General features: G+C 53.0%; 22 protein-coding genes. 10 read left to right on the top strand and 12 right to left on the bottom strand.

The genetic code is table 11. The annotated features are described in order from the left end of the window. Positions 1–6: 6 nt before the first annotated feature. Positions 7–3717, bottom strand: coding sequence for a BamA/TamA family outer membrane protein (locus HU175_RS21055; RefSeq protein WP_176568446.1), 3711 nt, complete (start codon positions 3715–3717; stop codon positions 7–9). Continuing rightward, on the bottom strand, positions 3714–6023 hold the full coding sequence (locus HU175_RS21050) for a GAF domain-containing protein (protein WP_176568445.1): 2310 nt from the start codon (positions 6021–6023) through the stop codon (positions 3714–3716). Before HU175_RS21050 ends, HU175_RS21055 begins: the two co-directional genes overlap by 4 nt. Before the next feature lie 474 nt (positions 6024–6497). Between HU175_RS21050 and HU175_RS21045 the strand changes: the two genes are divergently transcribed. The 3 genes from HU175_RS21045 to HU175_RS21035 all read left to right on the top strand — a co-directional run bounded on the left by HU175_RS21045 (position 6498) and on the right by HU175_RS21035 (position 8934). Beyond that, complete coding sequence (locus HU175_RS21045; protein WP_176568444.1) at positions 6498–7157, top strand: YdcF family protein; 660 nt, start codon at positions 6498–6500, stop codon at positions 7155–7157. Between the two features lie 154 nt (positions 7158–7311). Further along, positions 7312–8040 (top strand): universal stress protein, encoded by a 729-nt coding sequence (locus HU175_RS21040; RefSeq protein ID WP_176568443.1) that lies wholly within the window; start codon positions 7312–7314, stop codon positions 8038–8040. A 6-nt stretch (positions 8041–8046) separates the two neighbouring features. Then, positions 8047–8934 carry an NAD(P)-dependent oxidoreductase gene (locus HU175_RS21035; RefSeq protein WP_176568442.1) on the top strand — a complete coding sequence of 296 codons (888 nt, stop codon included), beginning with the start codon at positions 8047–8049 and terminating at the stop codon, positions 8932–8934. Positions 8935–9005: 71 nt separating this feature from the next. On the opposite strand, the gene HU175_RS21030 is transcribed toward HU175_RS21035, so the two are convergent. The 4 genes from HU175_RS21030 to HU175_RS21015 form a co-directional block, all read right to left on the bottom strand. Continuing rightward, positions 9006–10094 (bottom strand): acyltransferase family protein, encoded by a 1089-nt coding sequence (locus HU175_RS21030; RefSeq protein WP_176568441.1) that lies wholly within the window; start codon positions 10092–10094, stop codon positions 9006–9008. Between the two features lie 466 nt (positions 10095–10560). Further along, the gene (locus HU175_RS21025; RefSeq protein WP_176568440.1) at positions 10561–10764 is read right to left on the bottom strand and encodes a hypothetical protein; all 204 of its coding nucleotides are present in this window, start codon (positions 10762–10764) and stop codon (positions 10561–10563) included. A gap of 89 nt (positions 10765–10853) precedes the next feature. Further along, complete coding sequence (locus HU175_RS21020) at positions 10854–11330, bottom strand: OsmC family protein (protein WP_176568439.1); 477 nt, start codon at positions 11328–11330, stop codon at positions 10854–10856. Between the two features lie 90 nt (positions 11331–11420). Continuing rightward, the gene (locus HU175_RS21015) at positions 11421–12050 is read right to left on the bottom strand and encodes a pyridoxamine 5'-phosphate oxidase family protein (RefSeq protein WP_176568438.1); all 630 of its coding nucleotides are present in this window, start codon (positions 12048–12050) and stop codon (positions 11421–11423) included. A gap of 92 nt (positions 12051–12142) precedes the next feature. Between HU175_RS21015 and HU175_RS21010 the strand changes: the two genes are divergently transcribed. The 3 genes from HU175_RS21010 to ygiD all read left to right on the top strand — a co-directional run bounded on the left by HU175_RS21010 (position 12143) and on the right by ygiD (position 15177). Next, the gene (locus HU175_RS21010) at positions 12143–13612 is read left to right on the top strand and encodes a PLP-dependent aminotransferase family protein (protein WP_176568437.1); all 1470 of its coding nucleotides are present in this window, start codon (positions 12143–12145) and stop codon (positions 13610–13612) included. A 29-nt stretch (positions 13613–13641) separates the two neighbouring features. Continuing rightward, on the top strand, positions 13642–14220 hold the full coding sequence (locus tag HU175_RS21005) for a Crp/Fnr family transcriptional regulator (protein ID WP_176568436.1): 579 nt from the start codon (positions 13642–13644) through the stop codon (positions 14218–14220). Positions 14221–14304: 84 nt separating this feature from the next. Further along, positions 14305–15177, top strand: coding sequence for a 4,5-DOPA dioxygenase extradiol (gene ygiD, locus HU175_RS21000; protein ID WP_176568435.1), 873 nt, complete (start codon positions 14305–14307; stop codon positions 15175–15177). Between the two features lie 18 nt (positions 15178–15195). On the opposite strand, the gene HU175_RS20995 is transcribed toward ygiD, so the two are convergent. Beyond that, entirely contained in the window at positions 15196–15825 is a 630-nt protein-coding gene (locus tag HU175_RS20995; protein ID WP_176568434.1) for a Uma2 family endonuclease, read from the bottom strand. A 430-nt stretch (positions 15826–16255) separates the two neighbouring features. Here HU175_RS20995 and HU175_RS20990 point away from each other — a divergent pair, with 430 nt between their 5' ends. After that, entirely contained in the window at positions 16256–16561 is a 306-nt protein-coding gene (locus tag HU175_RS20990; protein WP_176568433.1) for a hypothetical protein, read from the top strand. 66 nt (positions 16562–16627) lie between these two features. Here HU175_RS20990 and HU175_RS20985 read toward each other — a convergent pair whose 3' ends face one another. Further along, on the bottom strand, positions 16628–19180 hold the full coding sequence (locus tag HU175_RS20985) for a M1 family aminopeptidase (protein ID WP_228724231.1): 2553 nt from the start codon (positions 19178–19180) through the stop codon (positions 16628–16630). Between the two features lie 109 nt (positions 19181–19289). Here HU175_RS20985 and HU175_RS20980 point away from each other — a divergent pair, with 109 nt between their 5' ends. Then, positions 19290–20555 carry an asparagine synthetase B gene (locus HU175_RS20980; RefSeq protein ID WP_176568432.1) on the top strand — a complete coding sequence of 422 codons (1266 nt, stop codon included), beginning with the start codon at positions 19290–19292 and terminating at the stop codon, positions 20553–20555. Between the two features lie 36 nt (positions 20556–20591). On the opposite strand, the gene HU175_RS20975 is transcribed toward HU175_RS20980, so the two are convergent. Further along, positions 20592–21524 (bottom strand): NADP-dependent oxidoreductase, encoded by a 933-nt coding sequence (locus tag HU175_RS20975; protein ID WP_176568431.1) that lies wholly within the window; start codon positions 21522–21524, stop codon positions 20592–20594. A 24-nt stretch (positions 21525–21548) separates the two neighbouring features. Continuing rightward, a complete protein-coding gene (locus HU175_RS20970) occupies positions 21549–22163 on the bottom strand; it encodes a 2,3-bisphosphoglycerate-dependent phosphoglycerate mutase (RefSeq protein ID WP_176568430.1) in 615 nt (204 codons plus the stop codon). Between the two features lie 193 nt (positions 22164–22356). Between HU175_RS20970 and HU175_RS20965 the strand changes: the two genes are divergently transcribed. Further along, the gene (locus HU175_RS20965; RefSeq protein WP_176568429.1) at positions 22357–22875 is read left to right on the top strand and encodes a glycine zipper domain-containing protein; all 519 of its coding nucleotides are present in this window, start codon (positions 22357–22359) and stop codon (positions 22873–22875) included. Between the two features lie 55 nt (positions 22876–22930). Further along, entirely contained in the window at positions 22931–23383 is a 453-nt protein-coding gene (locus HU175_RS20960) for a YybH family protein (RefSeq protein ID WP_176568428.1), read from the top strand. A gap of 439 nt (positions 23384–23822) precedes the next feature. On the opposite strand, the gene HU175_RS20955 is transcribed toward HU175_RS20960, so the two are convergent. Both HU175_RS20955 and HU175_RS20950 read right to left on the bottom strand, forming a co-directional pair. After that, positions 23823–24656 carry a glycosyltransferase family 2 protein gene (locus HU175_RS20955; protein ID WP_176568427.1) on the bottom strand — a complete coding sequence of 278 codons (834 nt, stop codon included), beginning with the start codon at positions 24654–24656 and terminating at the stop codon, positions 23823–23825. Continuing rightward, positions 24649–25608 carry a glycosyltransferase gene (locus HU175_RS20950; RefSeq protein WP_176568426.1) on the bottom strand — a complete coding sequence of 320 codons (960 nt, stop codon included), beginning with the start codon at positions 25606–25608 and terminating at the stop codon, positions 24649–24651. The genes HU175_RS20955 and HU175_RS20950 overlap by 8 nt, the downstream gene beginning before the upstream one ends. Between the last annotated feature and the right edge of the window lie 57 nt (positions 25609–25665).

The following is a 25665-nucleotide window of genomic DNA, read 5'->3' as shown; positions in this document are numbered from 1 at the left end:
ACCGGGCTAAAAACGATACCCCAGGGAAAAGTAAGCTAATGTGTTCTCTTTTGAAAACGCGACGGATCCGTTCAGCACCAGCAGTTGTATCGGGGTGACATACAGACCGAAGCCGTAGCCATCATGCCACTGGGCCGAGCGCTCGCCTTTGGCCCACACCCGGCCGATGTCGTTGAAAAAGGTCATGCCAACGCTGCCCGGAAACAGAAATGAACTAAAGTCGAACAGCTTGACCCGCAGGTCGATGTTATGGTAAACCAGACTGTTTCCCGCAAAGCGGTAGTTTCGGAAGCCGCGCAGGTTCGAACGGCCGCCCAGAAACTGCAACTGATAAAACGGGGAGTCGCCAAACGTAGCGCCCCCCCCAATCCGATTGGCAACGACGAAACGGGCGGCTTTGCTGAAACTGGAATACACCCGCAGATCGGTCGAGAGCTGGGTCAGTTGGGGGCCTAATTCGCTCAGGGCCTGCAGACCCTGCAGGTTTGTGTCCCAGTATAGTCCCCGCGTTGGTATGTCTGGATTGTTACGGTTGTCGATCAGGAAGTTAACCCGGTATCCGGCGTACCCTTCCCGGTCAATGAATGATGTTCGCTCAGGGAGCTGATTCAGGTAAGTTTCAATAAACCGGCCCCGGTTATTGTCCTCCTCCAGACTGAAAAACTGAAAAACAGGACCAACGGCCACCTGAGCGTGTTGCCCCAGCGGACGTTTCAGTAAAGCCGCCACGGTGTATAAGTTAAACCGGGTGCGGTAGTGCCGAATCCGGCGCGACCGGTCGAAGTCTGTTTCGTTACCGACCCCGAAGAAATTCTGGGTATTGTTGGGCGCCCGCAGGTCGGCATGCAGCCAGAGGTCCGTTTTGCCGATCAGGTCGGTCAGGATGCCGTCATACCGAAAGAACGTAGCGTTGGTAGCCAGCGCATGGCCGATGAGCAGTTTGTGCTGAGCGGCAAAGGGCGCTTTTCGAAAGCCTTGTTTGGTCAAGCTCAGGCCAGCACCCAGCAGAACGCCGTCGTCGATGTTGTACGCGGCCGTGAGCTGCGGAACCAGTCGGTCGTATTTGAACGAGTGCGGGTCGTATTGATTGATAGCTTTGTCGGCCGAGGTGTGAATGACGGCCTGCTGACTGGACGGAAACACGTTGTTCTCCATCGAGCGGTCGTAGATAACGGTTAGCGGACGCAGGTGGTGGGCCGGGCTCTCCACCCGGAACGTATCGCTGCCCCCGCCCCCAATCATCCTGACCCGGATGCGGCTGGGCTGGTTGCCGTTAATCAGAAACTCATCGTTGCCGCCCCGCCCGTACAGGCGGACTTCTTCGGTCGTCGCTGCGTCGAACACACGGCTGTATAAGCGCTGTTCCTGCGCCCCGCTCTTACTCAGTTTGAATACTGAAACAATCAGATGATCGTCGTCCTGGTGAACGACCCGAAACCGTTCGGTCTTGTCGGTGCCGGGAATGTCAACGGTTCTGGACAGAAACCGGTAATACGTCATGCCGTATTCCATCATGTCAGACCGGCGTGCTTTCAGCGTTTGCAGAATCTCCTCGCCGGTTTGCTGCCGGATGGCGGGTGGAAACTGCTGCATGGCGCGCTGCAGAACGGAGTCGGTCATTGCCTGCTGAAAGTCGGCGATGGTTTCGAGCCAGTCCTCGCTGCTCAGACCAGCCAGAAACAGGCGGTCGAAGTAGCGGGCGTTGTACATGAAGCCGTTCACGTTAGGAAGCTTCGACCGGAATCCCTGAAACTTGGGCTGTATCCATGGCAGACCGGCTATTTTGATCAGCGGCCCTTCGCCCTTGAAAAAGACCTGATCCCGGTCGCGGGGAACGGGGGTATAAATCCGTCCCTTGCCCGCTTTCCGACTTTCCCAGCGCCACTGGTCCTCGTGGCGGTCCCAGTCGCCAATGAACAGATCCAGCAGCCGGGCGCGCAGCACCGCCCGCTGATTGATTTGGTTATCATTGTCTTCTTCGAGCGCGTCGACGACCTTGGGCGTGCTGATGCTTTTACCCTCGCCCGGATTACGCTCTTCCAGGATGCAGACGGTATTGGCAAAATCGGCCCGGTACTCGCCCAGCGCTGGATCATCTGGAATGAAACAGTAGATCGGGGTAGCGTGCGGTACCTGGGCCGCCGTAGCCAGGGTGGGAACAGCTAGGGGCGCGTACGGATTAGCCGCCGAGATCTGATCCTGTAGGATGGTGCTGGCAATGGTCTGGCGCAAGTAATCCGGCAGCGCCTGATCGGGGGCTTTCTGCACTGTCCGTAACACCCACTCCCGACCGGCTTTGTCTTCGAGTCGCAGCGACTTGGTTTGCTGACCACCGCCCCGCTGGAGAATCGCAAAACCGCCGTTGGTCTGTGTCAGCTTGAATACCGGAAAGGTAACCGGCGTGGCCCACTGGCGCCGGTAATTGTCGCCCAGCAGCCAGCGGTGAAAACGACCCACGCTGTCATAAGCCGGAGCTACGGCCACCCGCACGCTGTCTGGAAAGGAAGGCGAAGCCACCTGACCCGTCTGCCTCTCTTTAGTAGGTGATACGGTGAAAATATCGGTCGTGTAGACGGGCGTTGCTTTGGCCGCTTCGTCGACGGTGTAGAACGTAGCCCGTACCCGTCCATTCGTCAGGTGGTCGACGACGACGTAGCCCCACTCGCCACTCACGAATCGAGCCAGTTTGCCGTTCTTTACCCGCTCCCGGTTAATGCCCGATCCACTGATGATATACGACCGACCTTTGTCGACAATATGCTGCAGGGCATGATCGTGTCCTGACACAAACAGGACGTTCGGGGCTGCCGATACGGCGGCTTCCATCCGCCGAATCATGTCCTGGTAGGTTGGGTTCGGCAGATCCTGAATATTGCCAAACACCCCACGGGCAATCGGGTAAATGGACCCGATAACGGGCAGGGGAATGTAGAGGTGGGCGTTGAAATCGGTCAGCGGAAAGATGTGCTGTTTGATGGTGTAATACCCGCCATGAATGCCGTAGCTGCGGAAGGGCTGGTGGGTAGCCAGCACAATGCCTTTGTCCTTGTTTTGCTGAATAATATCAGTCAAGCGGGTCAGCACCTCATCCTCGGTTTTGCAGGCACAATCCGAGTCCGGGCCGGGCTTTTCGTAGGGATGCAGCCACCACTGCGTGTCGATGATTACCAGCAGCAGGTTATTATCCAGCGGAACAACTTCCGGACCGGGACAACCTTCAGCGGGAAGCAGTCGGATATTGGGCGCGTGCAGGCTATCCAGCCAATGACCCTGCCGCCTGATCTTCTCCCAGCCGTCGGGTTTGCCTTTGCCCCAGTCGTGGTTACCCGGAATAAACAGTACGTTCGACTGCTTACCAACTCCAGGCTGGGCCCGGCCAGGATTAGTCCGGCCAGGATTGGCCAATCCTGGCCGGGCCTGATATCCGAGGATGGTGGTGAGGGAGTCATAGTCCGGATGGCTTTCGTCTTCCAAACCGTGGGGATACACGTTATCCCCCAGGTAAAGCAGCGTTGTACGGCTGTTGTCCAGGTTGTAGCGGGCCGAGACGGCATCTACAACGGGGTTTCTGCCCTTGAACAGCCGACCGGCGTCGCCAATGAGAATCAGCCGATGTTTGACGGAATCGGGCGGTACGGGTTGCGCTAACATAGGCCCGACTAAAACGGTCAGAAGCCCTAGCAACAGGCTACCGGTGCGCGTAAACAGGTGTTTCATGCCGCGTAGTTAATGGCTAATCGTACTGCCTTAAGCCGGGTAATGCCCTGCAGGGGTTCCAGGTCCAGGTATTCCAGCGCCGTCCCTAACCGGCCTGTCTGCTGCAACTCATCGATAATCGGCAGGTAATCCGCCAGTTCCCGTTTGTTGGCATACACCAGGGCAATCGTGTCAGGTTTGGTGAGTCGTTCGGTTGAGCCCTTGATACTGGCTTTGTCAATCCGCTTTTTGATGACTTCGTATCGGATACTGTACGACCCTTCTACGTCGAACCGGCGCTCGTTCCGGCGGAAGCCGATGGTGACAGGGCGTTTGTGTACCAGAATAAGCTGGGTGGTCCGCAGCGGTAGGGACAGATGCGGCTGTATGCGGTGAGACAGCTGCGCCATCTCCACCATAGACACCAACTGCCACCGCCGGAGGTGCTGCAGATCCTCTTCGCTGAATGGCTTCTGGGGGGCAATGGATTGCCCGGCATAGAGCGTATATTCCATCCCGTCTGTGCGAAACTTCTCGAAATAGTTTGGGTAAATGGCCTGCAGGTTTTTCTGCTGGCTGTCGAGATACTCTTCCAGCGTAGCATTCAGCCAGGCATGGCTTTGTTCAAAAGCCTGCAGGTGTTCGGTGAACAGACCGGACGTGGGATCAAGCTGGGTAAAATAGGCCTGTACTTTCTCCCGGAGGACCGGGCGGGGGACCTGAATACGCTGCAGATAGGTACTCACTTCCTGCGTTAGAAAATACGTCAGGTCCGCATCCGCATCGGGGCTTAGTCCATTGGCGACCTGATGCTGCCATTGCCGAACGTCCTGCCGCAGCGGATCGGACTGACTCGGATCGCCGGCCTGGTCCTGAATGGCCAGCAGCGCATCGACGGCTGCCAACTGCTGAACAAGGTCCTGCTGGATGGCGTTATTTCGTTCCGACGACGAGTTGCGAATATCGATAGCGCCGTACAGCGGAAACACGTCGGGGAAATGAATGGCGGGTAACTGTTTTTCGTTGTCGCGCAGGTAACTCCAGGCTGCCTCGTAGAACTTCCATTCCACAGCGGGTTGCAGGGATGTAAACTGATTGCGGATGGTTGCCTGTATCCGACCCATAAACTGATTCCGCTGGTACAGTAGCAGCTCCCGAACCAGGGGCACGATGGCTTCCAGCTTGTATTCGGTCTGCTCGTTCAGCGCATTAGCGTGCGGGCTGCCAATTTCAAGTACGCCCAGAATATTGTCACCCGCTATGATCGGGTACAGAATAAAGCTCTGAATGTTGTGCGGACGATCAATCGGCATCCCGTCGGCTGGAATGTCTGCCAGTGAAGGAACAATAATCGGCAGGGGCTTTTTCCCCATACACGGCTTCAGGCGCTGCAACGTTTCAAACTCCAGCCTTTCGCCAGCGTGTTTAAAAAAAATACTGCGTCGGGTGAAGTCAGGCGCATGAACCAGGTGGTCGTTGATCTGCACCAGCGGAAACAAACCGACCTGTAGATCGGGCTGGAACAAGTAGTTGCGCAGGCCGCTCTCGAACCGACTGTAGACGATAGGCTCTGTATCCGACTGCAGATGCGTAAAGACCTCGCGCAACTGCTGGATTGTTTCCGACTCGGTAACATCTTCGATCCAGAAAAAACCAAAGCCTTCGCCGGTAAAGTGCTCCAGGGGAAGGGAAGTGGGCAGGTCATCAACGGTTTGCCGCAGGCCCCAGGCAAAATTTACCCAGGCCTCCTGCAGGGGGGGGAGCTCTCCTTCCCAGTGCAGCGTAATGAAGGTGGTGTCGATGTGAGTCCGGTAAAATTTCGTCAGCCCATCTACCCGTTTCTGAAACGTAAAGAAAGCCGTGTCGTTGCCGAAACCCTGTACGTGGTAGGCTTTCTCCAGAATCTGCCGGTAGCCGAATCGCAGGTGATCTACTGGGTCAATATCGGCCTTGATCTCCCTGAGTAAATCCGGTGAATCACGGACCATCCGTTCGAAGGCCGGCGACCGGTGCAGGATATGAATCGGGTCTGGCAGGCCGAAGGCATAGGCTATGTCTGCCTGGACGCGGGTCATGGGCAGAATACTGAACGCGATCAGCTCAAAGATCTCTTTCAGGCGTTCAGCATCAGCGGGCGGACTGTCGGTCTGGCTGAAATCCGGGAACGGCATTAGCCGGTTGATGAGGTAGTCGACCAGGTCCGACATCAGGCGGGACGAGCCTGCTTCCGGCCTGTTTTTCTTCAGGTAGTGGATAAACGGCTGAAAAGACAGTCGAAACCGTAATAGTCGAGAAACTGGTGTATTCGAGTGTATATGTGTACCCATACTAGCTACGTCAGGAATAAAGTTTGACGGTAAACTAGGTGACCTTTCTCGCCGTTTAACACGGATCAACTGACGCGAGTTTTGCGAGCAGGACCTTTCTTGTTTATCAGCAAAAAGGTTAATAAGGAGCCATTCAGTTCACTATTGTTTGATAATATCCTCTGACTACTGCTTTCGACGCTCTTTATTCCGCTTAAGTATAACCAGATAGCCGATCGTGTTACATTGAGCGTATCAGCGGATCGTTGTATCAGGTCTTCAGATACCAGAAGGTGAGCGTGATTTGAACGGAAACTAGACATCCTGCTGTCTACATCGTGGAAACGTCGGTTTTTAGGCCAAGTCGTCCATAACAGACGGGAAATAAGTGGTAATTTTCGGCTCTTCCAGGCGGCCATAAACCAACGTTGGTTCCTGTACCTGGGTGCTCACGCCAACTGAATTAGTTATACATTCAGATCAGCACTACGTAAAATGACTGATTACATACGCCAGCTGGCACTCACCCTGTGGGATTACCATCGTCTGAACCATACACTGACCAAAGCCGATGTTATCTTAGTACTCTGTAGTCACGACCTTCGGGTGGCCGAGCGGGGAGCCGAGTTATTTCTGGAAGGCTGGGCGCCCTTACTTATGTTTTCCGGCGGACTGGGTGTCATTACCCGGCATATGTGGTCGAAGCCCGAAGCCGAATTATTCGCACAAATTGCGCGGGACATGGGCGTCCCCGACCAGCAGATCCTGATTGAGGACCGATCCAGTAATACGGGCGAGAACGTACTGTTTTCCCGGCAGCTACTAGAACAGCGCCGGTTAGACGCGGAGCGTTTTATCGTGGTTCAGAAGCCATACATGGAACGTCGGAGCTTTGCTACGTTTAGGAAAGTGTGGCCGCAAAAAGACGTACTGGTTACCTCTCCCCAGGATTCATTCGATGACTATTTGGGGCGGTATACCAACTCTGCCCTGACGCCCGACGATGTAATCAATATCATGGTTGGTGACCTGCAGCGAATACAGCTTTATCCGAAGCTGGGTTTTCAGATACCGCAACCGATCCCGCAAGAGGTATGGGCTGCCTACGAAGCGTTGGTTCAGGCAGGATACGATCGCCATTTAGCGACTGGTTAGCCAACTATAGATAGCCGGAACAGACCGGGCAGGAAACGAATTAAGCCAGGTCAGCGGGGCTAAGCAACTGGCTGGAGAGCCAAGAAACTTGGTGAAAATCGGGAACGTTGGCCGTTTTATTTGTTGATGCAGATACATCAAGATTCACGCACGAATGACAAGCTTGCTTTTCCCTACGGATTTCTCTACGCATACGACCGCAGCCCTGGACTGGGTTCGGTTGTTTGCTAAACAAACGGGCGCAACCATTACGTTGCTGCACGTATATCAACCCGTTGTTCCCGACACGACCCTGCCCACGGTTGGTGATCCTGGTCTGGGAACGCTGACGGCACTGGAACTGGAAGATATTGGCCGCCAGCAACTGGTGGATCTGGAAACGAAGCTGATCGCTGAAGGGTATTCGGTTAAAGCTGAGTGGCGCATTGGGGCAATTGAGGACGAGATCCTGGAAACCGCGCGTGTGCTGCAGTCGGACCTGATTGTCATGGGTCGCAGCGATCTAAGCACATTCTTCGACCGGCTGGCGGGTAGCGCTGTGTCGGATGTGGCGGAAGGGGCTACCTGCCCGGTGTTGATTATTCCGATGACGGACGATAGCCAGGCCGTACGCCCGGCCGAGGTAAGAACCATTGCCTACGCTATGCAGCCCAAGACCAGCCAGAGCGACGTAGCGCAGCAAACCGATTGGTTGATTGATATGTTTGGAGCAACTCTGGTGGTACTGACGGAAGATAAACTGGAGCACAATAACGCCGATCTGGTTGTGATGCAACTCTATCCGGCCGGTGGTTTTCTGGATAGCCTGCTGCATCCGAACAAGGTGAGCGCGCTGGTCGAAAAATCGGACGTGCCGCTCCTGATCTATCACCAGCCCAAATAAACGCGTATGACGATTGCATTCATCGGCCTGGGCAATATGGGTCAGGCCATTGCGCATAACCTGCTTAAAGGTGGGCACCAGCTGACCGTATTTAACCGGACAAAAGAAAAGGCCGATACGTTAATGGAAGCCGGTGCTCAGTGGGCAGCTACGCCCGCCGAAGCTGCCGAGAACGCCGACGTCGTGTTTACGATGCTGACCGACGATGCCGCGTTGCGCGAAGTCGCAACGGGGGAGTTTGGTTTTCTGGACCGGCTGCCGGAGGGGGCTGTTCACGTATCGTGCAGCACGATTGCACCGGATACCGCCCGGCAACTGGCTGACCTGCACCAGCAGCGGGGAACAATCTACGTAGCCTGCCCGGTGTTTGGCAAGCCCGACGCGGCTGCCGCGGCTAAACTCTGGCTGACCATTTCCGGTGACGGGGCTGCCAAAACTAAAGTTCGTCCGCTGCTGGACCAGATCGGGCAGGGGATATACGACTTTGGTGAGGATCCGGGTGCGGCCAATGTCGTGAAACTGTCCGGCAATTTCATGCTGGGATGCGCCATCGAAGCTATGGCCGAAGCGTTCACGCTGGCGGAGAAAAATGGTATCGATCGCACCGCCGTCTGGACGTTCTTCACCGATACACTGTTCAACTCGCCGGTCTACAAAAACTACGGCAAAATGGTCGCCGAGGAGGTGTACGAACCTGTTGGCGCGGCCCCGGCCCTGATTCGCAAAGATATCTGCCTGGTACTGGATGAAGCCCAGAAATCGCTGGTGCCGATGCCGTTTGCTCAGGTCGTTCATCAGCAACTGACTGCGACCGTTGCCAAGGGTGTTGATAACATCGATTGGGCCGGTTTCGCGGGCGAAGTGTCCGAGAATGCCGGGGTTGGCAAACGATAGAGGAGACGTCAATCAGTAATGAATAGAACAGTTTTCAACTGGACTCTGAATTAAGGGACTTACAAAAAAGGCTACGGCGTTTTTGTGAGTCCCTTTTTTAAGTAGTCACGGATGGGTATGTCCAGAAAGCGCATAATTAGGTATGCGTTGATAATCAGAAGTATAGTACCCGCGATGGTAATAATGACCAGCTGGGAGATAGGCGGTTTATTTACCTGCATGTAACTATACACAATCCACAGAAAGGGGTAATGGGTCATGTAAAGCGGGTAGGAGATATCACCGGAAAACCTGCAGATTCTGGCCAGTGCCGCCCTGGGTCTGGCTCCTGCTCCCAGGGCAATCAGGAACGGGAAGTAGAAGATAGCGATTCCTGGATCGACAAACCAGTTGACTGATTTTGAGAAGGGAATCAGGAAGGCGATCAGCAACAGGATAGCCATCGCCACAAAATCAAGACGGGAGGTAATAACCCACCCGGAGCGATACACAAGCACACCGGCGAAGAACGAAAAGAACGCCCTGAAGCCTCCGCCAATAACATTGTCTCCCCCAAACCCAACCCCCAGATTCGTGGAGTGACGGGCTTCGTAGATCAGACAGCCAGCCGCTATGATGGTTAGAATCCACAAGACTTTGTTGGATATCCTGATCAGGAGTAGAGCATAGAGCCCATTGGCTACGTACTCCCAGAACAGCGACCAGGTAGGCGGGTTCAGGTGAAAAATATTATAGTACCGTTCGTGCACCAGAGGGTAGGGGATCATCAAACAGGAAGCAACAAACATGGGGACCAGTTTGCCGCTATATGCCTGGTAAAGCTTGCTGAACGGATCGAAAACAAACGTTAGTAAACCAATCACAGAGCCAATAACGACCAGCGGATGGAGCCGGATCAGCCGGAGTTTCAGGAACGGAATAATGCCGAGCGCAGATAGTTTCTGGTCATACGCATAAGCAATGACAAAGCCCGACAGGCAGAAAAAGAAGTCGACGGCCAGGTAAGCGTGGGCGATGAAATTATCATGATAATCGGGGGCAATGAACTCCATAAAATGGAAGATCACCACGGCCACCGCTGCAATTCCCCGAAGACCGTCCAGAATTTCGAAGTGGTGCTTTTGGGTTAGTGGTGCTTGTACTGGGTTTGTTGAGCTCATTCCTGTTTAAGCAAGACGAGCCGCAATAATACTGGAACACATAATGAAACCAGAGAAGGGCAGGAGATTTGAATACACAGATTAGTTGTGGATTCTGAACGATCCAAGCATCCTAACGCAATTCAGCGAGCTGTAATCTGAATTGTTTTAGGTAGCCTGATCGATAGCCTTGAATTTTTTACGATTTCCTGAATGCCAATGTAGATAACCGCGAACCCTCCGATAAAAAAGTAAGATTGCTCAATGCCGAGGTTGGTCTTAACAAAACCCGCCAGCATAACAGAAGCGCCCGGAAGAATGGAGAAAGCGCTACTAAATACAGTAATGATGTTGGTCCAGGTTAATCTCGTTAGTTTTCTTCTTGATCGAGTGAGTAACTAGGTAGGCCTCAATAGTAACAGCCCCGACTGATACATCAATCGGGGCTGTTGTCAACATGGCGCGAAGATCGTCTAACGAATACAAGTTAAGATCGGGCTTTATGTTTTTCAGTGTTTTTCTGATGCTGTTTCTCCGAATTGTTGATTTCTGACCAGTAACCCAGGCCAAACCCTAAAGCCATGCCGACAATGGCACCCGGAACGCCAAAGATTGCCCCGCCAACTGTGCCAACTCCGGCAGCACTAGCTAGTAGGCTGGTCGTATTCAGATCTAATTTCTGTACTCTCATAGGACGCTGGAAGAAAGCCTTTGTGACGTCTTGATAAACTTACACAAATAAAACACAAATTCTAGTTGAGTGTTCCTTGGGACAGATTATTAGTGCCTTTCACCCAAGCAAACCGGCTGGTGGTGCACTGGGAAGTTGCAGGAGTTGGCGATAAAGCATTTCCGGTTGGCGGGTTCGTGCAGGGCGTTGGCTTGGGCGATCATGCTGGCATCGGCGACCGTGACGGTGGGGTGGAGTGTGACTTCGGTAAAGCGGCCACTGCCGTCCGGGGTTTCGATCATTATGCCCGTGGCCTTGTCTACGCAGTCCGTTACGACCACGCCTGCTTCGGCGCAGAGGTGCAGGTACCAGAGCATGTGACAGGTTGACAAAGACGCCACCAGCAGTTCTTCGGGATTGTAGCGCGTGCGGTCGCCCCGAAACGACGGATCGGAGGAGCCGGGGATAGCCGGTTTGTTTTCGACCGAAACAACGTAGTTGCGCTCGTAGGATTGGTACGAGCGCGTGCCTGTTCCTGTATTGCCCGTCCAGTTCGTGGTTACTGTATACTGATGTTCTTTAGCCATAGATACGTAGCATTGAGGCCAGCAAGATAGGTATGGAGATGGTACGGTCGGTCGCCAGCCGAGGTCTGCTGAACTCGGTTGGCGACGGTGTTAATCAGCCTGCAAATAATCCGGTAACGGAATATCCGGGCAGTAAGAAGCCGGTTCCGGTGTCAGCGAAACGGTTTTTAGAGGTAATACGCCCGCCCAGGTTGGTAAGTCGCGGTCTTCGGGATCGTCGTTCGGCCCGCCGGTACGTACCTTCGCCGAGGCTTCGGTCAGTGGGAATGCCAGAACAGTGGTTTTACGCATTTCACTATCGGTTGTGGGTCGGAGGTCTGCCCAGCGGCCGGGAATGAGATGGTCGGTGATGAGTGCCAGGGCTTCCATTTTTTCAGCTTCATTGGTTACCTTCTCTGCCTGCGCAAAAATGATCACCGAGCGGTAATTCACCGAATGGTTGAACGCCGATTTAGCCAGTACCAGCCCATCAGTCAGCATCACCGAAACACACACCGGCGCTCCATTTTCGATGGCGCGGATAAAATGGCTTCCAACCGAGCCATGAATGTACAGCTTGTCTGCCTTACGGGCATGAGCTGTCGGGAGAGCAAACGGCTGACCGTCAATGACGGTGCTGACGGTGCAGAATAAGGCTTCGTCCAGAATGGGGTGAATAATGGCTTCATCGTAATGAACGCGTTTGGCGGCCCGGCTGGGGGTTGTACGAATGGTTTGCATAAGTGCTGCAATTAGCTGATTGCACAGAACAAAAGTCGATCTTTGCCGGACCAGTAGAAGCGTCCGGTTTTTAGATTTACGCTAGTCCAGTTATGGTTCCTTTCAAATCACTGATTCAACTCGATAAAACAGCGTCCATTCCCATTTATCTCCAGTTAAGTGATCAGTTAAACCAGCTGATTCAGTCGGGGCAGTTAGTGGCCGGACAACGCTTACCCGGAACCCGACAGCTGGCAGCGCTGCTGGAACTGCACCGGCAGACGATTGTGGCCGCGTACGACGAAGGACTGGCGCAGGGCTGGCTCGAAAGCCGGGCGGGAAGTGGTACGTACGTAGCGGCTCATATTCCGCAGCAAATACCTCAGCGACTGGATGCAACGTCGCCAGTTTCTCAGACGCAACCCGGTTACGCATTCGAGACGAAACCATATCTGCTGCGCCCCGTGCTGACCAATCAGGCGGGTTTGCGGCTGGATGACGGTTTCCCTGATATTCGGCTGGCCCCAATGGAGGAACTCAGCCGGGCGTATCGGTCCTATTTTCGCTGGGGTAATCCGCAGCAGCATTTTGGCTATGGCGATACCAAAGGGCACCCGCTGCTACGGGAACAGCTGTCGTATCACTTAAACGAAACGCGTGGTCTGCGAACAACGCCGGATAACATTCTCCTTACGAGGGGCAGTATCATGGGATTACACCTGGCCTGTCAGGTTTTGCTGCGGCCGGGTGATATTGTCGTCATTGGGGAAACGACCTGGGCGGGAGCGACAATGAATGTTCAGCAGGCCGGCGGGAGGGTGGTTACGGTGCCCGTAGATCCGCACGGGATGGACGTTGATAAACTCGCGGAACTGGTTTCGCAGCAACCAATCCGGATGGTATACGTAACGCCCCATCACCATTACCCAACGGCCGTTACGTTACGCGCCGATCGTCGGCTACGGCTGCTGCAACTGGCCGAAAAACATGGCTTTGCGATCCTGGAAGATGACTACGATTATGATTTTCATTACCTCAGTCGACCCATCCTGCCACTGGCCAGCGCTGATCGGAAGGGGATGGTGGTTTACGTTGGCTCGATGACTAAATCAGTAGCACCCGCCTTTCGGATTGGCTACGTCGTGGCCCCGGCAACTCTGATTGATGAGCTGGCCCGGCTCCGACGTATCATCGACCGGCAGGGCGACCCGATGCTGGAGTTTGCGCTGGGGCAGTTATTCAAGAACGGCGATATGAAACGTCATTTGCGGAAGGCACTTCGCACCTACCACGCCCGGCGCGATTGGTTCTGCGATTTGCTGACGAACGAACTGCCCGACGCCATTCAGTTTACCAAACCCGACGGTGGCCTGGCTGTATGGGCTACGTTCCGGCCGGATATTGATCCGGAAGCACTTGCCAGACAGGCTGGGCGAGAGGGGCTATCCTTCGCCAATGGACTGGCCCATAATCCGCCTGGTCAGCGGCTCAACGGTACCCGACTGGGGTTTGCCTCCAGCACCGAAACAGAACTGACGCAAAGCGTTCTTGTTTTACGTAAACTACTACACCCCCTGCTGTAAGTTTGTAGAGGATCTTTTCCGCCTGGCCAATGTTCGATTTACTTTTCCAGCAAATTAGTACCACAACCAATCTGACAGCAACCGAGAAGGAACGATGTCAAACGTATTTCACGCAGCATACCGTCCGGAAACGTCAGTTTTTGCTTCAACCCGGCGATACCTGTCAGCAACTGGCGTTTGTTGTTACGGGGTTACTGCGAGCCTATACCATTGACGACAAGGGAACCGAACACATTATCCAGTTTGCTCCCGAAGGCAACTGGATCTCCGACCCGAACAGTTTTTTTCTGCACGAACCCTCGCGTTACGCCATCGAAGCGCTTGAAGAGGCACAGCTGCTGCTGATAACAAACGAGGCCATGGAAGAAATGCTGGCGCGTGTACCGGCCCTGGAGCGCTACTTTCGAAAGCTGCTCCAGAAGAATGTCATTGCGCTGCACCAGCGGCTGATCAGTTCGCTGAGCCAGTCAACAGAAGAAAAATACCAGGCGTTACGTCGGCAGTTTCCGGACCTGATGCAACGGGTTCCCCAGCACATGATTGCGGCTTATCTGGGTATTACGCCCGAAACATTGAGCCGGGTCCGGCGGCAGTTACTACGTGACTAAAGGCCGTGATTTCTTATCATACATCAATGACAGACGGCTGGTAGAAAGGGTATTTTTGTAGACCGACTCAGACCGGTATTCACTATGAACCGCAAAACATTCGTACAGTCGGTCATTGGTATGACGACAATTGCTGATTTATCGGATTTCAATACATTCACGGCTGGCCTGGAAACCCAGTCGCAGGTAATGCCGGTGCTGTTTATCGGGCATGGTTCGCCCATGAACGGCATCGAGGATAACGAGTTCTCGAAACGCTGGACCAAAATGGCCCGCGAAATTCCAACGCCCAAAGCGGTACTGGTCGTATCGGCGCACTGGTTTACGCGCGGCACCCGGATCACGGCTATGGAAAAACCGCAGACAATTCATGACTTTGGTGGGTTTCCGCCTGCGCTGTTTGCGGTGCAATATCCGTCGCCCGGCAGTCCGCAGCTGGCAAAAGAAACAGCGTCGCTGATTCATTCGGCCCACGTTGAACTGGACCACGACTGGGGGCTGGATCACGGCACCTGGACGGTCGTGCGGCATATGTATCCCGACGCGAAAATTCCGGTATTACAACTCAGCATCGACTATACGAAAGGACCGCAGTATCACTACGAACTGGCCAAAGAGCTGTACGCCTTACGTCAGAAAGGTGTGCTGATTATGGCCAGCGGCAACATGGTGCATAATCTGCGCATGATTTCCTGGCCGATGATCAACGGTGGGGGCTACGACTGGGCCATTCAGATGAACGATACGTTCAAAAAGCTGATTCAGAACGGCACGCACGATTCGCTGATCCACTACGACCGCTTGGGCAAGGACGCGCAACTCGCCATCCCGACGCCAGAACATTACCTGCCATTGCTCTATACGCTGGGCTTGCAGGGAAAAGATGAACCCGTGTCGTTCTTTAACGATAAAGCCGTGGGGGGATCGCTCACGATGACATCGGTAAAGATTGGCTGACAACTACCTGCTGGCTGACTAGAAATCAATTTCCTCGTTGGCCAGCAGTTGTTTTATATTCAGGACGCAGTCGTCCAGTACGGTAATATTTTCCGACCAGTTGATGATGTACCAGGTAGGATCGTTACGGTCAATGACATATACCTTCTGGGCACTCGTAATAATCCAGATTACTTTCTCAACACCGAATTCAATGAGTTTCTGGGATTTCTGGATGAGGTAACCATCCAAACGCCCTTCAAAATCGGCTACATCGGCTTTGATGTCGACTTCAATGGCAATCTTGGGCGGTACGTCAAAATATTTACCCTTTAGCTTACCTACCTTTTCTTTCTCGAAGATCGCCAGATCGCTACCGAGGTTGTCGTTCGTAGCCAGATGCAGCCCGGATTCATTGGTACTGATTAAATACTTCTTACGATTGACATTATTACCAATGTATAACCCAAGGAGATAGACAAGTACTCCCTGCAAATCGGAACACGACATTATTTCTTCGATTGTTTTCTTACCTGCTAATACATCTTGGTATCCCTTATAATAGATAGGTCTTCCCTGCCACATCTCATAGATTAGGGCGGTGGGGATGCTGCTGGTTGACAGGCTAGTACGTCGTCGGCTAGGTTTCTCTTTTGCTATGGCCGTCATTGAATTGACTGATTTGGTATAGACAAGTTGCTTATAAAAACTGGCTTTGACAATAGATGGCTTGGCTAGCTATGCAGATATCCATAAAAGCGCAAAGCCGGACCAAATGGCCCGGCTTTGCTTTGAGTTACGGTAAGTATAGAATCCTTTTCTGCGTGATTTCTACAGTGAGACAATGTTTGTTTGAACACTGCCGCTGAATTATGATGCAAGAATAGGTTAGTAAAATTTATAGATCAAATTGATTTAATTTATAATATAATAGATATTAATGATGTGTTGGTGTGCGATGTTTCGTAGACGCGATTGATGAATGACCTGTTCAGGAGAAAATAATAGGGAGATAGTCTCAAAACAGGGTGGCGGCCATTAGGTGATAAACATTTTACTATCAGGCGGGTTTATTCTCTACTACTCAACAGAGAGAACCATGGATAAATTACAGAAATTCGAATTGATGAATAAGGTTGCGCGGGAACTGGAAGACCTGCAAAACAGCCAGAATGCACTGATCGAGAAGATCGGTAAAATCGAAGTTGACAACATGAACGGGCTGAACGACTCGTTTCTGGAAAAGAACCTGAGCGATATGCATGGCAAAATCGCTGAGAACGTAGAGGCTGTAACGGGTATCTTCTCCTATTTCGAGCAGAAGCGTGATGAATACGGCGACAAAAACCGCTCAGCCATCGAAGCGCTGGAAGCCCAGGCTGCCGTTGATGCTGCAAACAGCTAAACTGTTACCAAGCTATATAGCCTAATGAAAAAAACGCCGGACAGACCGTCCGGCGTTTTTTCGTATTCAGGGCTCATAAAGCAGGGCACTTGCCCGAAACGTATTATCGGCCGCCTGAAGCAGCTTGGCTTTCAGCCGTGGATTATACGTAGGCCGACCAGCCAGAAACTGGCGAACCTGCTGTGCGACGCCTGGGTTCTGGTAGGAGGAAAGCGTTGACCGCAGCCACGATTCGGGAAAGAAAATGTCCCCCGTACGCTGAATTTCTTCCAGTAACTCCAGGCTTTTGGGCAGGTATTTAGCCGAAGTTTCTGCCCGTAGCGGGTGATGCAGATACCCCAGTGCTGCCGTTACCCAGGCTTCGCGGTCGCGATTGGCTTCCGTAGCCAGCGATGAAAAGAAAGCATCCCGCTCTGCTACGCTGCCGGATAGGGCAGGCATCATAAACTGAAGTCGTTTTTGCCGGTCCGGGTTTTTGATACGGGCCAATTGTTCGGCCAGAATGCCCGGCGCCGGATAGTCTCGGACGGCCAGGGCCAGCGCCAATGACGTGTAATCGTCTTCAGTCAACGTAACACCCTCCGGCGCTTTCCGATCTTTCCAGATGCTGTAGAGTCGCTGTTGGGCGTCGGGGCTGAGCGCTACGCTCTGATACAGCCGGAACAGGAGCTTCTTCCGCCCGCTGGCCGATTTTCCGGTGGTTTGCTGCATAGTCTGCCAGGCTGCCTGTTCGACGGAGGTAGCCAGTGCCGGTCGGTTTTCGGGTTTGGTGTAGTTCCAGACAAGATCGCTTAGCTGACTGGTGAGCAGGCGCAGGTTCAGTTCCTCAGTTTCGGTAGCAAGCAGTTGCTGATACGTAGCGGCTAGCTGCGCCGGACTAATAACGGCCGGTTTATCCAACCGACCCGTCAGCATGGTTTCGTAGAGGTTGATGTAAGTCGATGCCCGCATGACCGGATTCCGAAGCGACGGCAGTGATGAAACCAGAGCCGGATCGACCGGAAACAGGCCGTAACCCTCCCCGGACGAGTTGAACACGATAAACGACGGAAGCGGTTTACCCGTAGCGGCTGAGATGGTCACCTGCCCTTCGTTCATGGCTACGGGGATTTCCTCAACACGGTCGGGATAGACCAGCGCAATGGAAAATCCCTGCGGCCATACGCGTTTTGAGCCGTCTTCGCCCTGCTGCGCCAGAGTCAGTTTCCCGATTGTGTTGCCCTGTTTGTCGAGTCGATACGTAAAGCGTGGCCGACCGGTCTGCTCCACCCATACCTTGTTCCAGGCCACCAGATCCGTTGGGGTGCGCTTGTCCAGAATCGTGATCAGATCCGTCCAGGTTGCGTTACCAACGGCGTATGTTTTCAGATAGTCCCGCAGGCCGTCGCGTAGGGCATCTTTGCCCATGAGCTTTTCGAGCTGGCGCATCATTATCGGCGCTTTATGGTAAATAATTCCCCCGTACAGCGTACCGGCCTCCTGTAAATTGGCCAGCGGCTGACCAATTGGATTAGCGCCCTGAGTGCGATCGACACCATAGGCCGCCGGGAAATGGTCAACCACGAACTGGAGATCGTAGTTAGCATCCGCGAACGCCGTTTCGGTTATTTTATCCGCCATGAAGTTGGCAAACACCTCTTTCAGCCAGACGTCATTGAACCAGCGCATCGTCACCAGATCGCCGAACCACATATGGGCTGTTTCGTGGGCGATCAACGTAGCGCGGGATAGTTTCTGATCGCGGGTGGCACCGGCGTCGAGGAATAGGCTCGACAGTTTGTAATCGATCGCTCCGGCATGTTCCATGCCGCCGTACTGAAAATCGGGAATGGCGACGAAATCAAGTTTCTGAAAGGGGTACGGAATCTGGGTGTAGTCTTCCAGAAAACGAAGCGCGTCGGCATGGAGCGAAAAGATCGTGTCGGTGCTCAACCGCATTTTGGTTTCGTCCGTTTCCCGGTGCAGCAGTGTCATAGGGCGCTTGCCCAGCGTTTTGGTGATGGACTCGAACTTGCCGGCTACGAACGAAAACAGGTACGTACTGATCGTATCCGACGGCAGGAAGTGAACTGTTTTCCGATCACCGGCCATCGAGGAGTCCCGCACGGGAGCGTTGGTCATTGTCTGCCAGGTGCTGGGCACCGTCAGCGATACCTGAAACGACGCCTTCAGATCGGGCTGATCGAAGCAGGGGAAGACCGTCCGGGCGCGGTCGGGAACGAGCAGGGTATAGAGGTAATCGTCGTTGCGGTTGAGGGATAAATTACCGGCGGTGAACCGAATCGAAACCGTATTCTGACCCGCTTTCAGGAGCGAATTGTCGATCAGCAGATGCTCGTTTTCGAATACGATCGGAATATCTTTTCCGTTAACTGCAACGTTCTGCAAATGAGATCGTTCTTCTTTAAAGTCGATCTGGAGCGGATTTGCATTTGTCCGCCAGACAAACGAAATTGTTTCCGTTGCCGGAATGGGCTGCACTTTCTGATTCGGGATGTCGAATGACAGAGCATAGGCCAGTTGACTGATCACCTGTTTGCGGTGCTGGGCCAGCGTCTGAGAAACACCGGTTTCGACAGGCAGCTTGCCGTTGAATGACGGCTGGCGGGAACAGAACATAAGGGTAGGTACTAGTAGGAAAAGACCGTAACGAAGCATTGTGGGCTGAAGTCCCATACGTGTGTTGAATTGGAAGTGGGCGTAACGTCAACCAAAAATAGTATGTGCCATGAAACAGCACCTTACTTTTCTATTACTGATCGGGACAATTCTCGGTTTTGCCGCACCCGCCCGAAGCAATTCGATCCTGATTCCGATGGACGACGCGCAGGCGAATCACCTCAAAGCGTATGGCATTGCTTACAAAATTCTGAAAGACGATCAGGAGGTCGAATGGCTGCTCAACTACCGGGGCGGCAGCTTTCTGATGAAATACACAGCCGCCCTGGAAACAGAGTGCCGGGTGCGCGGTGTTTCCTTTGAATCCATATCCGACGCTAGCGCCAACGGCATCAAGCAGCAACTGGCTAATCCCGACCTCAATACGGACGTAGTGATGCTGCAGAAAGCGGCCAAGATCATTGTTTACTCCCCCCTGAAAGTCAGCCCGTCGGAGTTTGAGAACACGGACGCCGTCCTGCTGGTGCTCAACTACGCTGAGATTCCATATGAGATTGTCTACGATGAAGAAGTTTTGAAAGGCGAGTTGCCCAAGTACGACTGGCTGCATCTGCACCACGAAGATTTTACGGGACAGTTTGGCCGTAACCTCCACCGGCAGACGCTGGCCGATATTAAAGCGCAGGAAAATATCGCCCATAAGTTTGGTTACGCCAAGGTATCGCAGATGAAACTGGCCGTGGCTAAAGGCATCAAAGACTTCTGCGCGGGGGGCGGCTATCTGTTCGCGATGTGTTCGGGTGCCGAAACGCTCGACATTGCCCTGGCGGCTGATGGCGTCGACATCGTGGGCGACAGCTACGATGGCGACGGTATTGACCCTTCAGCCCAGAGCAAACTTGATTTTGGGAAGACGCTGGCCTTCCAGAATTTTACGCTCGAAGGCGACAATGGCTATCGGGGCTTCTCAACGTTTTCTGATATCAACTCGGGAGGTCGTGGGTACGACCAGGCGGGGGGCTTTTTCGAGTTGTTCAACTTCTCCGCCAAATGGGACGCCATTCCGGCCATGCTGACGCAGAACCACACGGCCATTGTAAAAGAGTTTTTTGGGCAGACAACCGCCTTTCGCAAAACCGCCGTTAAACCAAACGCGCTGGTGATGGGTGAGGGGAAAACCTCCGACCGCTATCTCTACGGCGAGCTGGGCAAAGGGCAGTGGACCTTCTACGGCGGGCACGACCCCGAAGGCAGCCGCGGGGGCGGTTTCCGCAATCCGACGGATTTGAATCTACACCCGCACTCCCCCGGCTACCGGCTTATTCTCAATAATGTCCTGTTCCCATCGGCCAAGAAAAAGAAGCGGAAAACGTAGGGAGAATGGCCCGGCTGTAATCCTGCCCAGAACTCTTTAAAACGTCAGCACGATTTTACCCGTTGTCCGGCGGCTTTCGAGTTGCTGGTGGGCGTCGGCGATTTTGTCGGCGGGGAGTACCTCGCTGATCTTTACGATAACGCGCCCTTCGGTGATGAGCTGACTGATGGTTTCCAGGTCTTCACCACTGGTGTGGACCTGAATTCGTTCGGCGCGAATATCGGGACGTTCAGCCAGCACTTTATCCATTGCGCCGTACGCAATCGAAATCAGGCGTCCGCCCGACTTGAGTACCTTTGCCGACTCAAAAATGGTATCAGCGCCAGCCGTATCGAAGACCATGTCTACGTTCGATACCGCGTCTGTTACGTTGGTCGATTTGTAATCGATGAATTCATCGGCACCCAGCAGTTTGACAAACTCTTCGTTTTTGCCCGAAGCGGTACCAATAACATACGCACCCAAGGCTTTGGCCAGCTGAACCGCCAGGTGACCCACTCCGCCGGAAGCCGCCTGAATCAGGATTTTCTCGCCAGGTTTGAGATCACCATGTTCCGTTAGCGCCTGCCAGGCGGTCAGGATCGCCAGGGGAGCACCAGCCGCTTCCTCGTAGGGAAGCGCCGTGGGTTTGATCGCCAGGTCGGCCGCGGGAGCTGCTACGTATTCGGCGTAGGCGTTACCCGGCTGCGGGAAGTTGACCATACCAAATACCGGATCGCCTACCCGGAAATTCGTTACGTCGGCACCCACTTTCACTACGTCGCCCGCCATGTCCCAGCCCAGAACAATCGGAGACTGATAATTTTTCGAATAGGGTGTAGTACCCGTTCGGGTTTTAAAATCGGCGGGGTTAACACCGAAGGCTTTCACCTGAACCAGTACTTCATTTGGTTTGATGGCTGGTGTGGGTACGTCCTGGATAGAGAAATTCTCGGGGCCGCCCCAATCACTCAAGACAATTGCTTTCATGGTTATCTTAGATTAACTACTTGATTATTCATCTTTGTTCTTTACCCAGGTGAACGTATTCTTTGCTCCGTCGAAGGTATACTGACGGGGCACGCCCGTTGCTAGTTCAACCTGTTCGATGTCTTTGGGGCTTATGTTTTCCAGTTGCATCATCAGCGCCCGCAAACTATTACCGTGTGCTACAATCAGCACGTTTTCTCCCTTCTGTAGATGAGGCAGAATGTGCGCGTTGAAAAAAGGCATTACCCGGTGACACGTATCAGCCAGACTTTCGCCGTTGGGGGGACGTTCGCTGTAGCCGCGTCGCCAGCAGAAAACCTGTTCCTGTCCAAACTGAATTTCCGCGTCGTGTTTGTTCATCCCCTGCAAATCACCGTAGTAGCGTTCGTTCAGCGCGGCATTGCGCTCAATGGGTAAGTCGGTCTGCGTGGTTTCCTCCAGAATAATAGACATGGTTTCAATGGCTCGCTTCAGAACCGATGTGAAACCGATATTGAATCGATCCTCATGGAGCAACTGACCGGCCTTGTGGGCTTCCTGACGTCCCTGATCCGTAAGGGGCGTATCCGTACTGCCCGTGAAGCGATTCTCCAGATTCCATTCTGATTGTCCGTGGCGGACAATGACAAAAAGAGCCATCGTATATGTAGTGGTTGTATTCTGTATAGACTACCGATGAAAGCGGTCAACTGTTTCGCACCAACCGGTTCCTGTCGAACAATTGGCTTTGATCATACGTTAGGGTAGGTCAGTCGGCTGGGGAAATAAACCTTTCCTGCTTCCGGTTGTCTAAACAACAATTGTTGATGTTTGACCTGTAAAATTAATTGCTATGAAAACGAATCAACTCGCGTTACTCCTGGCCTTGTTGCTGTTCGTAACGTTTTATACCCCAGCGCAGGCGCAACGCCGGCGGATGAGACCACAGACGAAAGGGGTTATTATCGGAACCGCTGCGGGTGGAGCCGCCGGAGCCTTAATTAACCGGCGAAACCGCTTGGTCGGTGGGCTGATTGGTGGAGCTGTTGGTGGAACCACTGGCTATCTGATCGGTAAAAATAAGGATAACAAAAACAAAGCAGCCGCCCGGCTGGCGGCTGCCGAAGCAGAAACGGCTCGTGAACGCGAGCGTCGGATGGTAGCCGAGCGGGCTGCCGAAGAACGGGCGGCTCTGGCAGCTGCTCCGGCTCACGGTCTGGGACCTGCTAAACCTGTTGCCTTGCCTGCGGCTGTGGCGGCTAAGCCAACAACATCGCCTTACGTACTGAACGCGTCCTTCCTGACTAATGTGTCGTACGGGGATCAGTCAACGGCGTATGGCTCATCAATTTACCGGCGTAAGAGCTGGTAATGCCAACCTTTGGGAGGGTACGTCAGTTACTCTCCCAACTACATTCACTAAAATCATGAAGAACATAGTATTAGCGCTCGCCAGCGCATGGCTGCTGGTAGGGTGCAAATCAGGCGAGACGGCCAATGTGCAGGCCCTGAACCAGGAGTTCATTGGGGCCTGGAATAACAAGAACGCCGATAAGGTCATTGGTATGCTGGCCGAAGACGTTCAGTTCCTGCAGGGAAATGTTCGTTTCAATGGGAAGTCTGAAGTATCTCAGAAGTGGGTTCGGGAAACCATTACGTCGCTGAACGATTTAAAAACGAACGTAGTAAGCTCCGGAACAGATGCGACGATGGCCTACGAAGCGGGAACGTTTTCGGTTGACGTATTACCCGAACAACCCCAGCAACCCCACGGATTTGGCGAAGGGAACTTTGTCCTGCTCTGGAAAAAAGGAACCGATGATACCTGGAAACTTAGTTACGCGCAGTTAGAGGACCTGCCGGTGCAGGTGAAACAATAAAGAAGAAAGCCGCTCCCACGAGCGGCTTTCTTCTTTATTGGCAGTTTGGTTGTTCACAGTGGCAAAATTGCTGGCCGGAGCTCGATGAAGCAAAAACGCTCGGTATAATCAGGTCGAGCATTACTTTCTGAGAAGGTCAGTGAGATCACCTTAGAATAAAGCTCGTTACCCCTAAATTTCCTGAAAGGGACTCTGTCTACATACGAGAGAAGTCTCCTTCAGGGGATTTAGGGGTAAAATAATCTAAACTAGTTTAGATTATCCCATTTTATGCGGGATCGAAAGTTATTAGCCTCTTTGGCAACTGAATCGATAGATTTATTGACTATCGCTTTTGGTAGAGGGGCACGCTAGTATACTTGCTCTTAAGCACGCATTGGTTATGCTTTTGAAACGTATTATTTTCGAGGAAGCTTCCCCATCACCGCCGGAACACGTATCAATACGGATGAGGTGAAACACTGTTGTTTAGCTGGCTATCCGTCGGTTTTTGATGGACGGTGATGGTGCCTGCCTGATCGATTTTTATCAGGCCCATTCCTGCAAATGCGTTCAGCCAGCGCTGCATGGGCAACACATTCCATTTCTGCTGGTATCGCGTAGCGTTCTCAATGATCGAATCGAAATGGTTTACCGGCGGATCGTACTTATCGTGATACTGATGTAATACGTAGTCGTGCACAAAGATCAGCTTAACACCCGCCCGATGAAACATCATGGCAAAATCGGTGTCTTCTGCCCCATAGCCTGTAAACGATTCGTCAAAGCCACCAATACGTTCAAACGTCTGCTTTTGAATCGCGAATAGCAACGACCAGAATTGCAGATGATCAACCGGCTGACCAACCGGTATACGCTCTCGGGCAGGATGTGATACGGCTTGATGCTGTAGATTCCCATAATTTCCTGTGTCCGGCACGATCGGCAGATACAATGGATACGCTGCAATGATCGTTTCAGCGTCCAACCCCATCAGCATAGTGGCAAACAGGGTTGGCGAAACGATGCAGTCTACGTCTATACATATGACGTTGTCCGTTTGTGCAGCGGTAATGCCAAGATTCCGGGCTGCAGCTAATGGCAGCTCATGCGTTCCTTTACTTGCATGGATGCTCACAGGCAACCCTTCGGGAATGGTAATTCCGTCCGAGTCGTCCATGCAAACGACTTGTATATCGTAGGGACGAATCGTCGATGCCTTGACGGAGTAAAGCAGATTGGCTAATTGCTTTCGTCTTCCCTTTACAATGGTGACAATACTGAATTCAAGCATACCAGTTTCTCATTTGCTGCGCTATGGCCTCCGGGGCTGACGCATTCACTAAACCTTCGCAAAAAGGCGTAAACCCGTTCGCTTTTTGCAACAGGTTTTGCCACTGCTCAGCGCTGTATGTTATCTCCGCTAACAGCGCAATATGCTGATCTGCTAACACAGTGGCGTGTACTGCCTGTTCGTCGTACGGTCTGGGTTCCGGAAGTAGGATCAGGCGTTTGTGAAGCGACAAAAGTTCGGCAATGGTGTTTTGACCGGCAGCCGCAATCACTACGTCGCCAACAATCGCTTCGCTGATGTCTTCAACCGGACCGAGCAGTACACAGTTTGTCGCTAACTCATACGCTCGCTTATTGCCAATAATTGTAAAGTGAATGTTTTGATCGTTTGTGATCGTTTGTAGCACTGATTCATCGTAATTATCGTAGCCCAACAGAATTGTTACGTTATTAATCGCTGAGCGGCTGGTCGGCTCAACTCCACGGCCGGCATACTTTGACATATAGCCACTGTAATACGTTCTGGCTGTGTACTGGTAGTTTGCCTGTTCCAGCGAAGCCGGAAAATGAGCGACGATATGATCCGCCAGCTCATGCGCAAAAACCTGTGTCGGATCGTTCATCACATTTCCGGGCAGATGCACCAACACAACCGGGACGCCCATGCCCCGAACCATGATGGCCAACTCCGGAACCCCGTCGCAGTAGAACGCTTTTGGCTTGTAGTACGCTATCGCTTCTGCCAGTGCTTTAGCCCGTACTGCAGGCTCAATGGCATACGGCGTCACCTCAAACGCTTTTGAAAACGTATGCGCTGGTATCTGGTAATTAGCCGGATACTTTGGCGGCAGTTCCAGTACGTCAACGTCGTGCTTTTTATGCAGATACGCAGTTACTTCGTGGTTCGTCGTTACCGCTACAACGTCAAAAAAGAGGGATAAGGCGGGGTACAACAGATTAAATGTTGCCCGATGCCCATTCCCGTGCGCATGAACAAAATAGAATATCGT

The organism is Spirosoma sp. KUDC1026 (assembly GCF_013375035.1).
Classification (GTDB): Bacteria; Bacteroidota; Bacteroidia; order Cytophagales; family Spirosomataceae; genus Spirosoma.
The sequence above is the reverse complement of the archived record's forward strand: the minus strand, read 5'-3'. Positions and strand labels throughout refer to the sequence as shown.

Bases quoted from the DNA above. Each gene is read 5' to 3' on its own strand.
- HU175_RS20985 (WP_228724231.1), bottom strand. From the start codon at position 19,180: ATGTTCTGTTCCCGCCAGCCGTCATTCAACGGCAAGCTGCCTGTCGAA.
- HU175_RS21055 (WP_176568446.1), bottom strand. From the start codon at position 3,717: ATGAAACACCTGTTTACGCGCACCGGTAGCCTGTTGCTAGGGCTTCTG.
- HU175_RS21030 (WP_176568441.1), bottom strand. From the start codon at position 10,094: ATGAGCTCAACAAACCCAGTACAAGCACCACTAACCCAAAAGCACCAC.
- HU175_RS20970 (WP_176568430.1), bottom strand. From the start codon at position 22,163: ATGGCTCTTTTTGTCATTGTCCGCCACGGACAATCAGAATGGAATCTG.
- HU175_RS21040 (WP_176568443.1), top strand. From the start codon at position 7,312: ATGACAAGCTTGCTTTTCCCTACGGATTTCTCTACGCATACGACCGCA.
- HU175_RS21025 (WP_176568440.1), bottom strand. From the start codon at position 10,764: ATGAGAGTACAGAAATTAGATCTGAATACGACCAGCCTACTAGCTAGT.
- HU175_RS20965 (WP_176568429.1), top strand. From the start codon at position 22,357: ATGAAAACGAATCAACTCGCGTTACTCCTGGCCTTGTTGCTGTTCGTA.
- ygiD (WP_176568435.1), top strand. From the start codon at position 14,305: ATGAACCGCAAAACATTCGTACAGTCGGTCATTGGTATGACGACAATT.
- HU175_RS20990 (WP_176568433.1), top strand. From the start codon at position 16,256: ATGGATAAATTACAGAAATTCGAATTGATGAATAAGGTTGCGCGGGAA.
- HU175_RS20960 (WP_176568428.1), top strand. From the start codon at position 22,931: ATGAAGAACATAGTATTAGCGCTCGCCAGCGCATGGCTGCTGGTAGGG.
- HU175_RS21015 (WP_176568438.1), bottom strand. From the start codon at position 12,050: ATGCAAACCATTCGTACAACCCCCAGCCGGGCCGCCAAACGCGTTCAT.
- HU175_RS20995 (WP_176568434.1), bottom strand. From the start codon at position 15,825: ATGACGGCCATAGCAAAAGAGAAACCTAGCCGACGACGTACTAGCCTG.
- HU175_RS20980 (WP_176568432.1), top strand. From the start codon at position 19,290: ATGAAACAGCACCTTACTTTTCTATTACTGATCGGGACAATTCTCGGT.
- HU175_RS21010 (WP_176568437.1), top strand. From the start codon at position 12,143: ATGGTTCCTTTCAAATCACTGATTCAACTCGATAAAACAGCGTCCATT.
- HU175_RS20955 (WP_176568427.1), bottom strand. From the start codon at position 24,656: ATGCTTGAATTCAGTATTGTCACCATTGTAAAGGGAAGACGAAAGCAA.
- HU175_RS21045 (WP_176568444.1), top strand. From the start codon at position 6,498: ATGACTGATTACATACGCCAGCTGGCACTCACCCTGTGGGATTACCAT.
- HU175_RS21035 (WP_176568442.1), top strand. From the start codon at position 8,047: ATGACGATTGCATTCATCGGCCTGGGCAATATGGGTCAGGCCATTGCG.
- HU175_RS20975 (WP_176568431.1), bottom strand. From the start codon at position 21,524: ATGAAAGCAATTGTCTTGAGTGATTGGGGCGGCCCCGAGAATTTCTCT.
- HU175_RS21020 (WP_176568439.1), bottom strand. From the start codon at position 11,330: ATGGCTAAAGAACATCAGTATACAGTAACCACGAACTGGACGGGCAAT.
- HU175_RS21050 (WP_176568445.1), bottom strand. From the start codon at position 6,023: ATGGGTACACATATACACTCGAATACACCAGTTTCTCGACTATTACGG.
- HU175_RS21005 (WP_176568436.1), top strand. From the start codon at position 13,642: ATGTTCGATTTACTTTTCCAGCAAATTAGTACCACAACCAATCTGACA.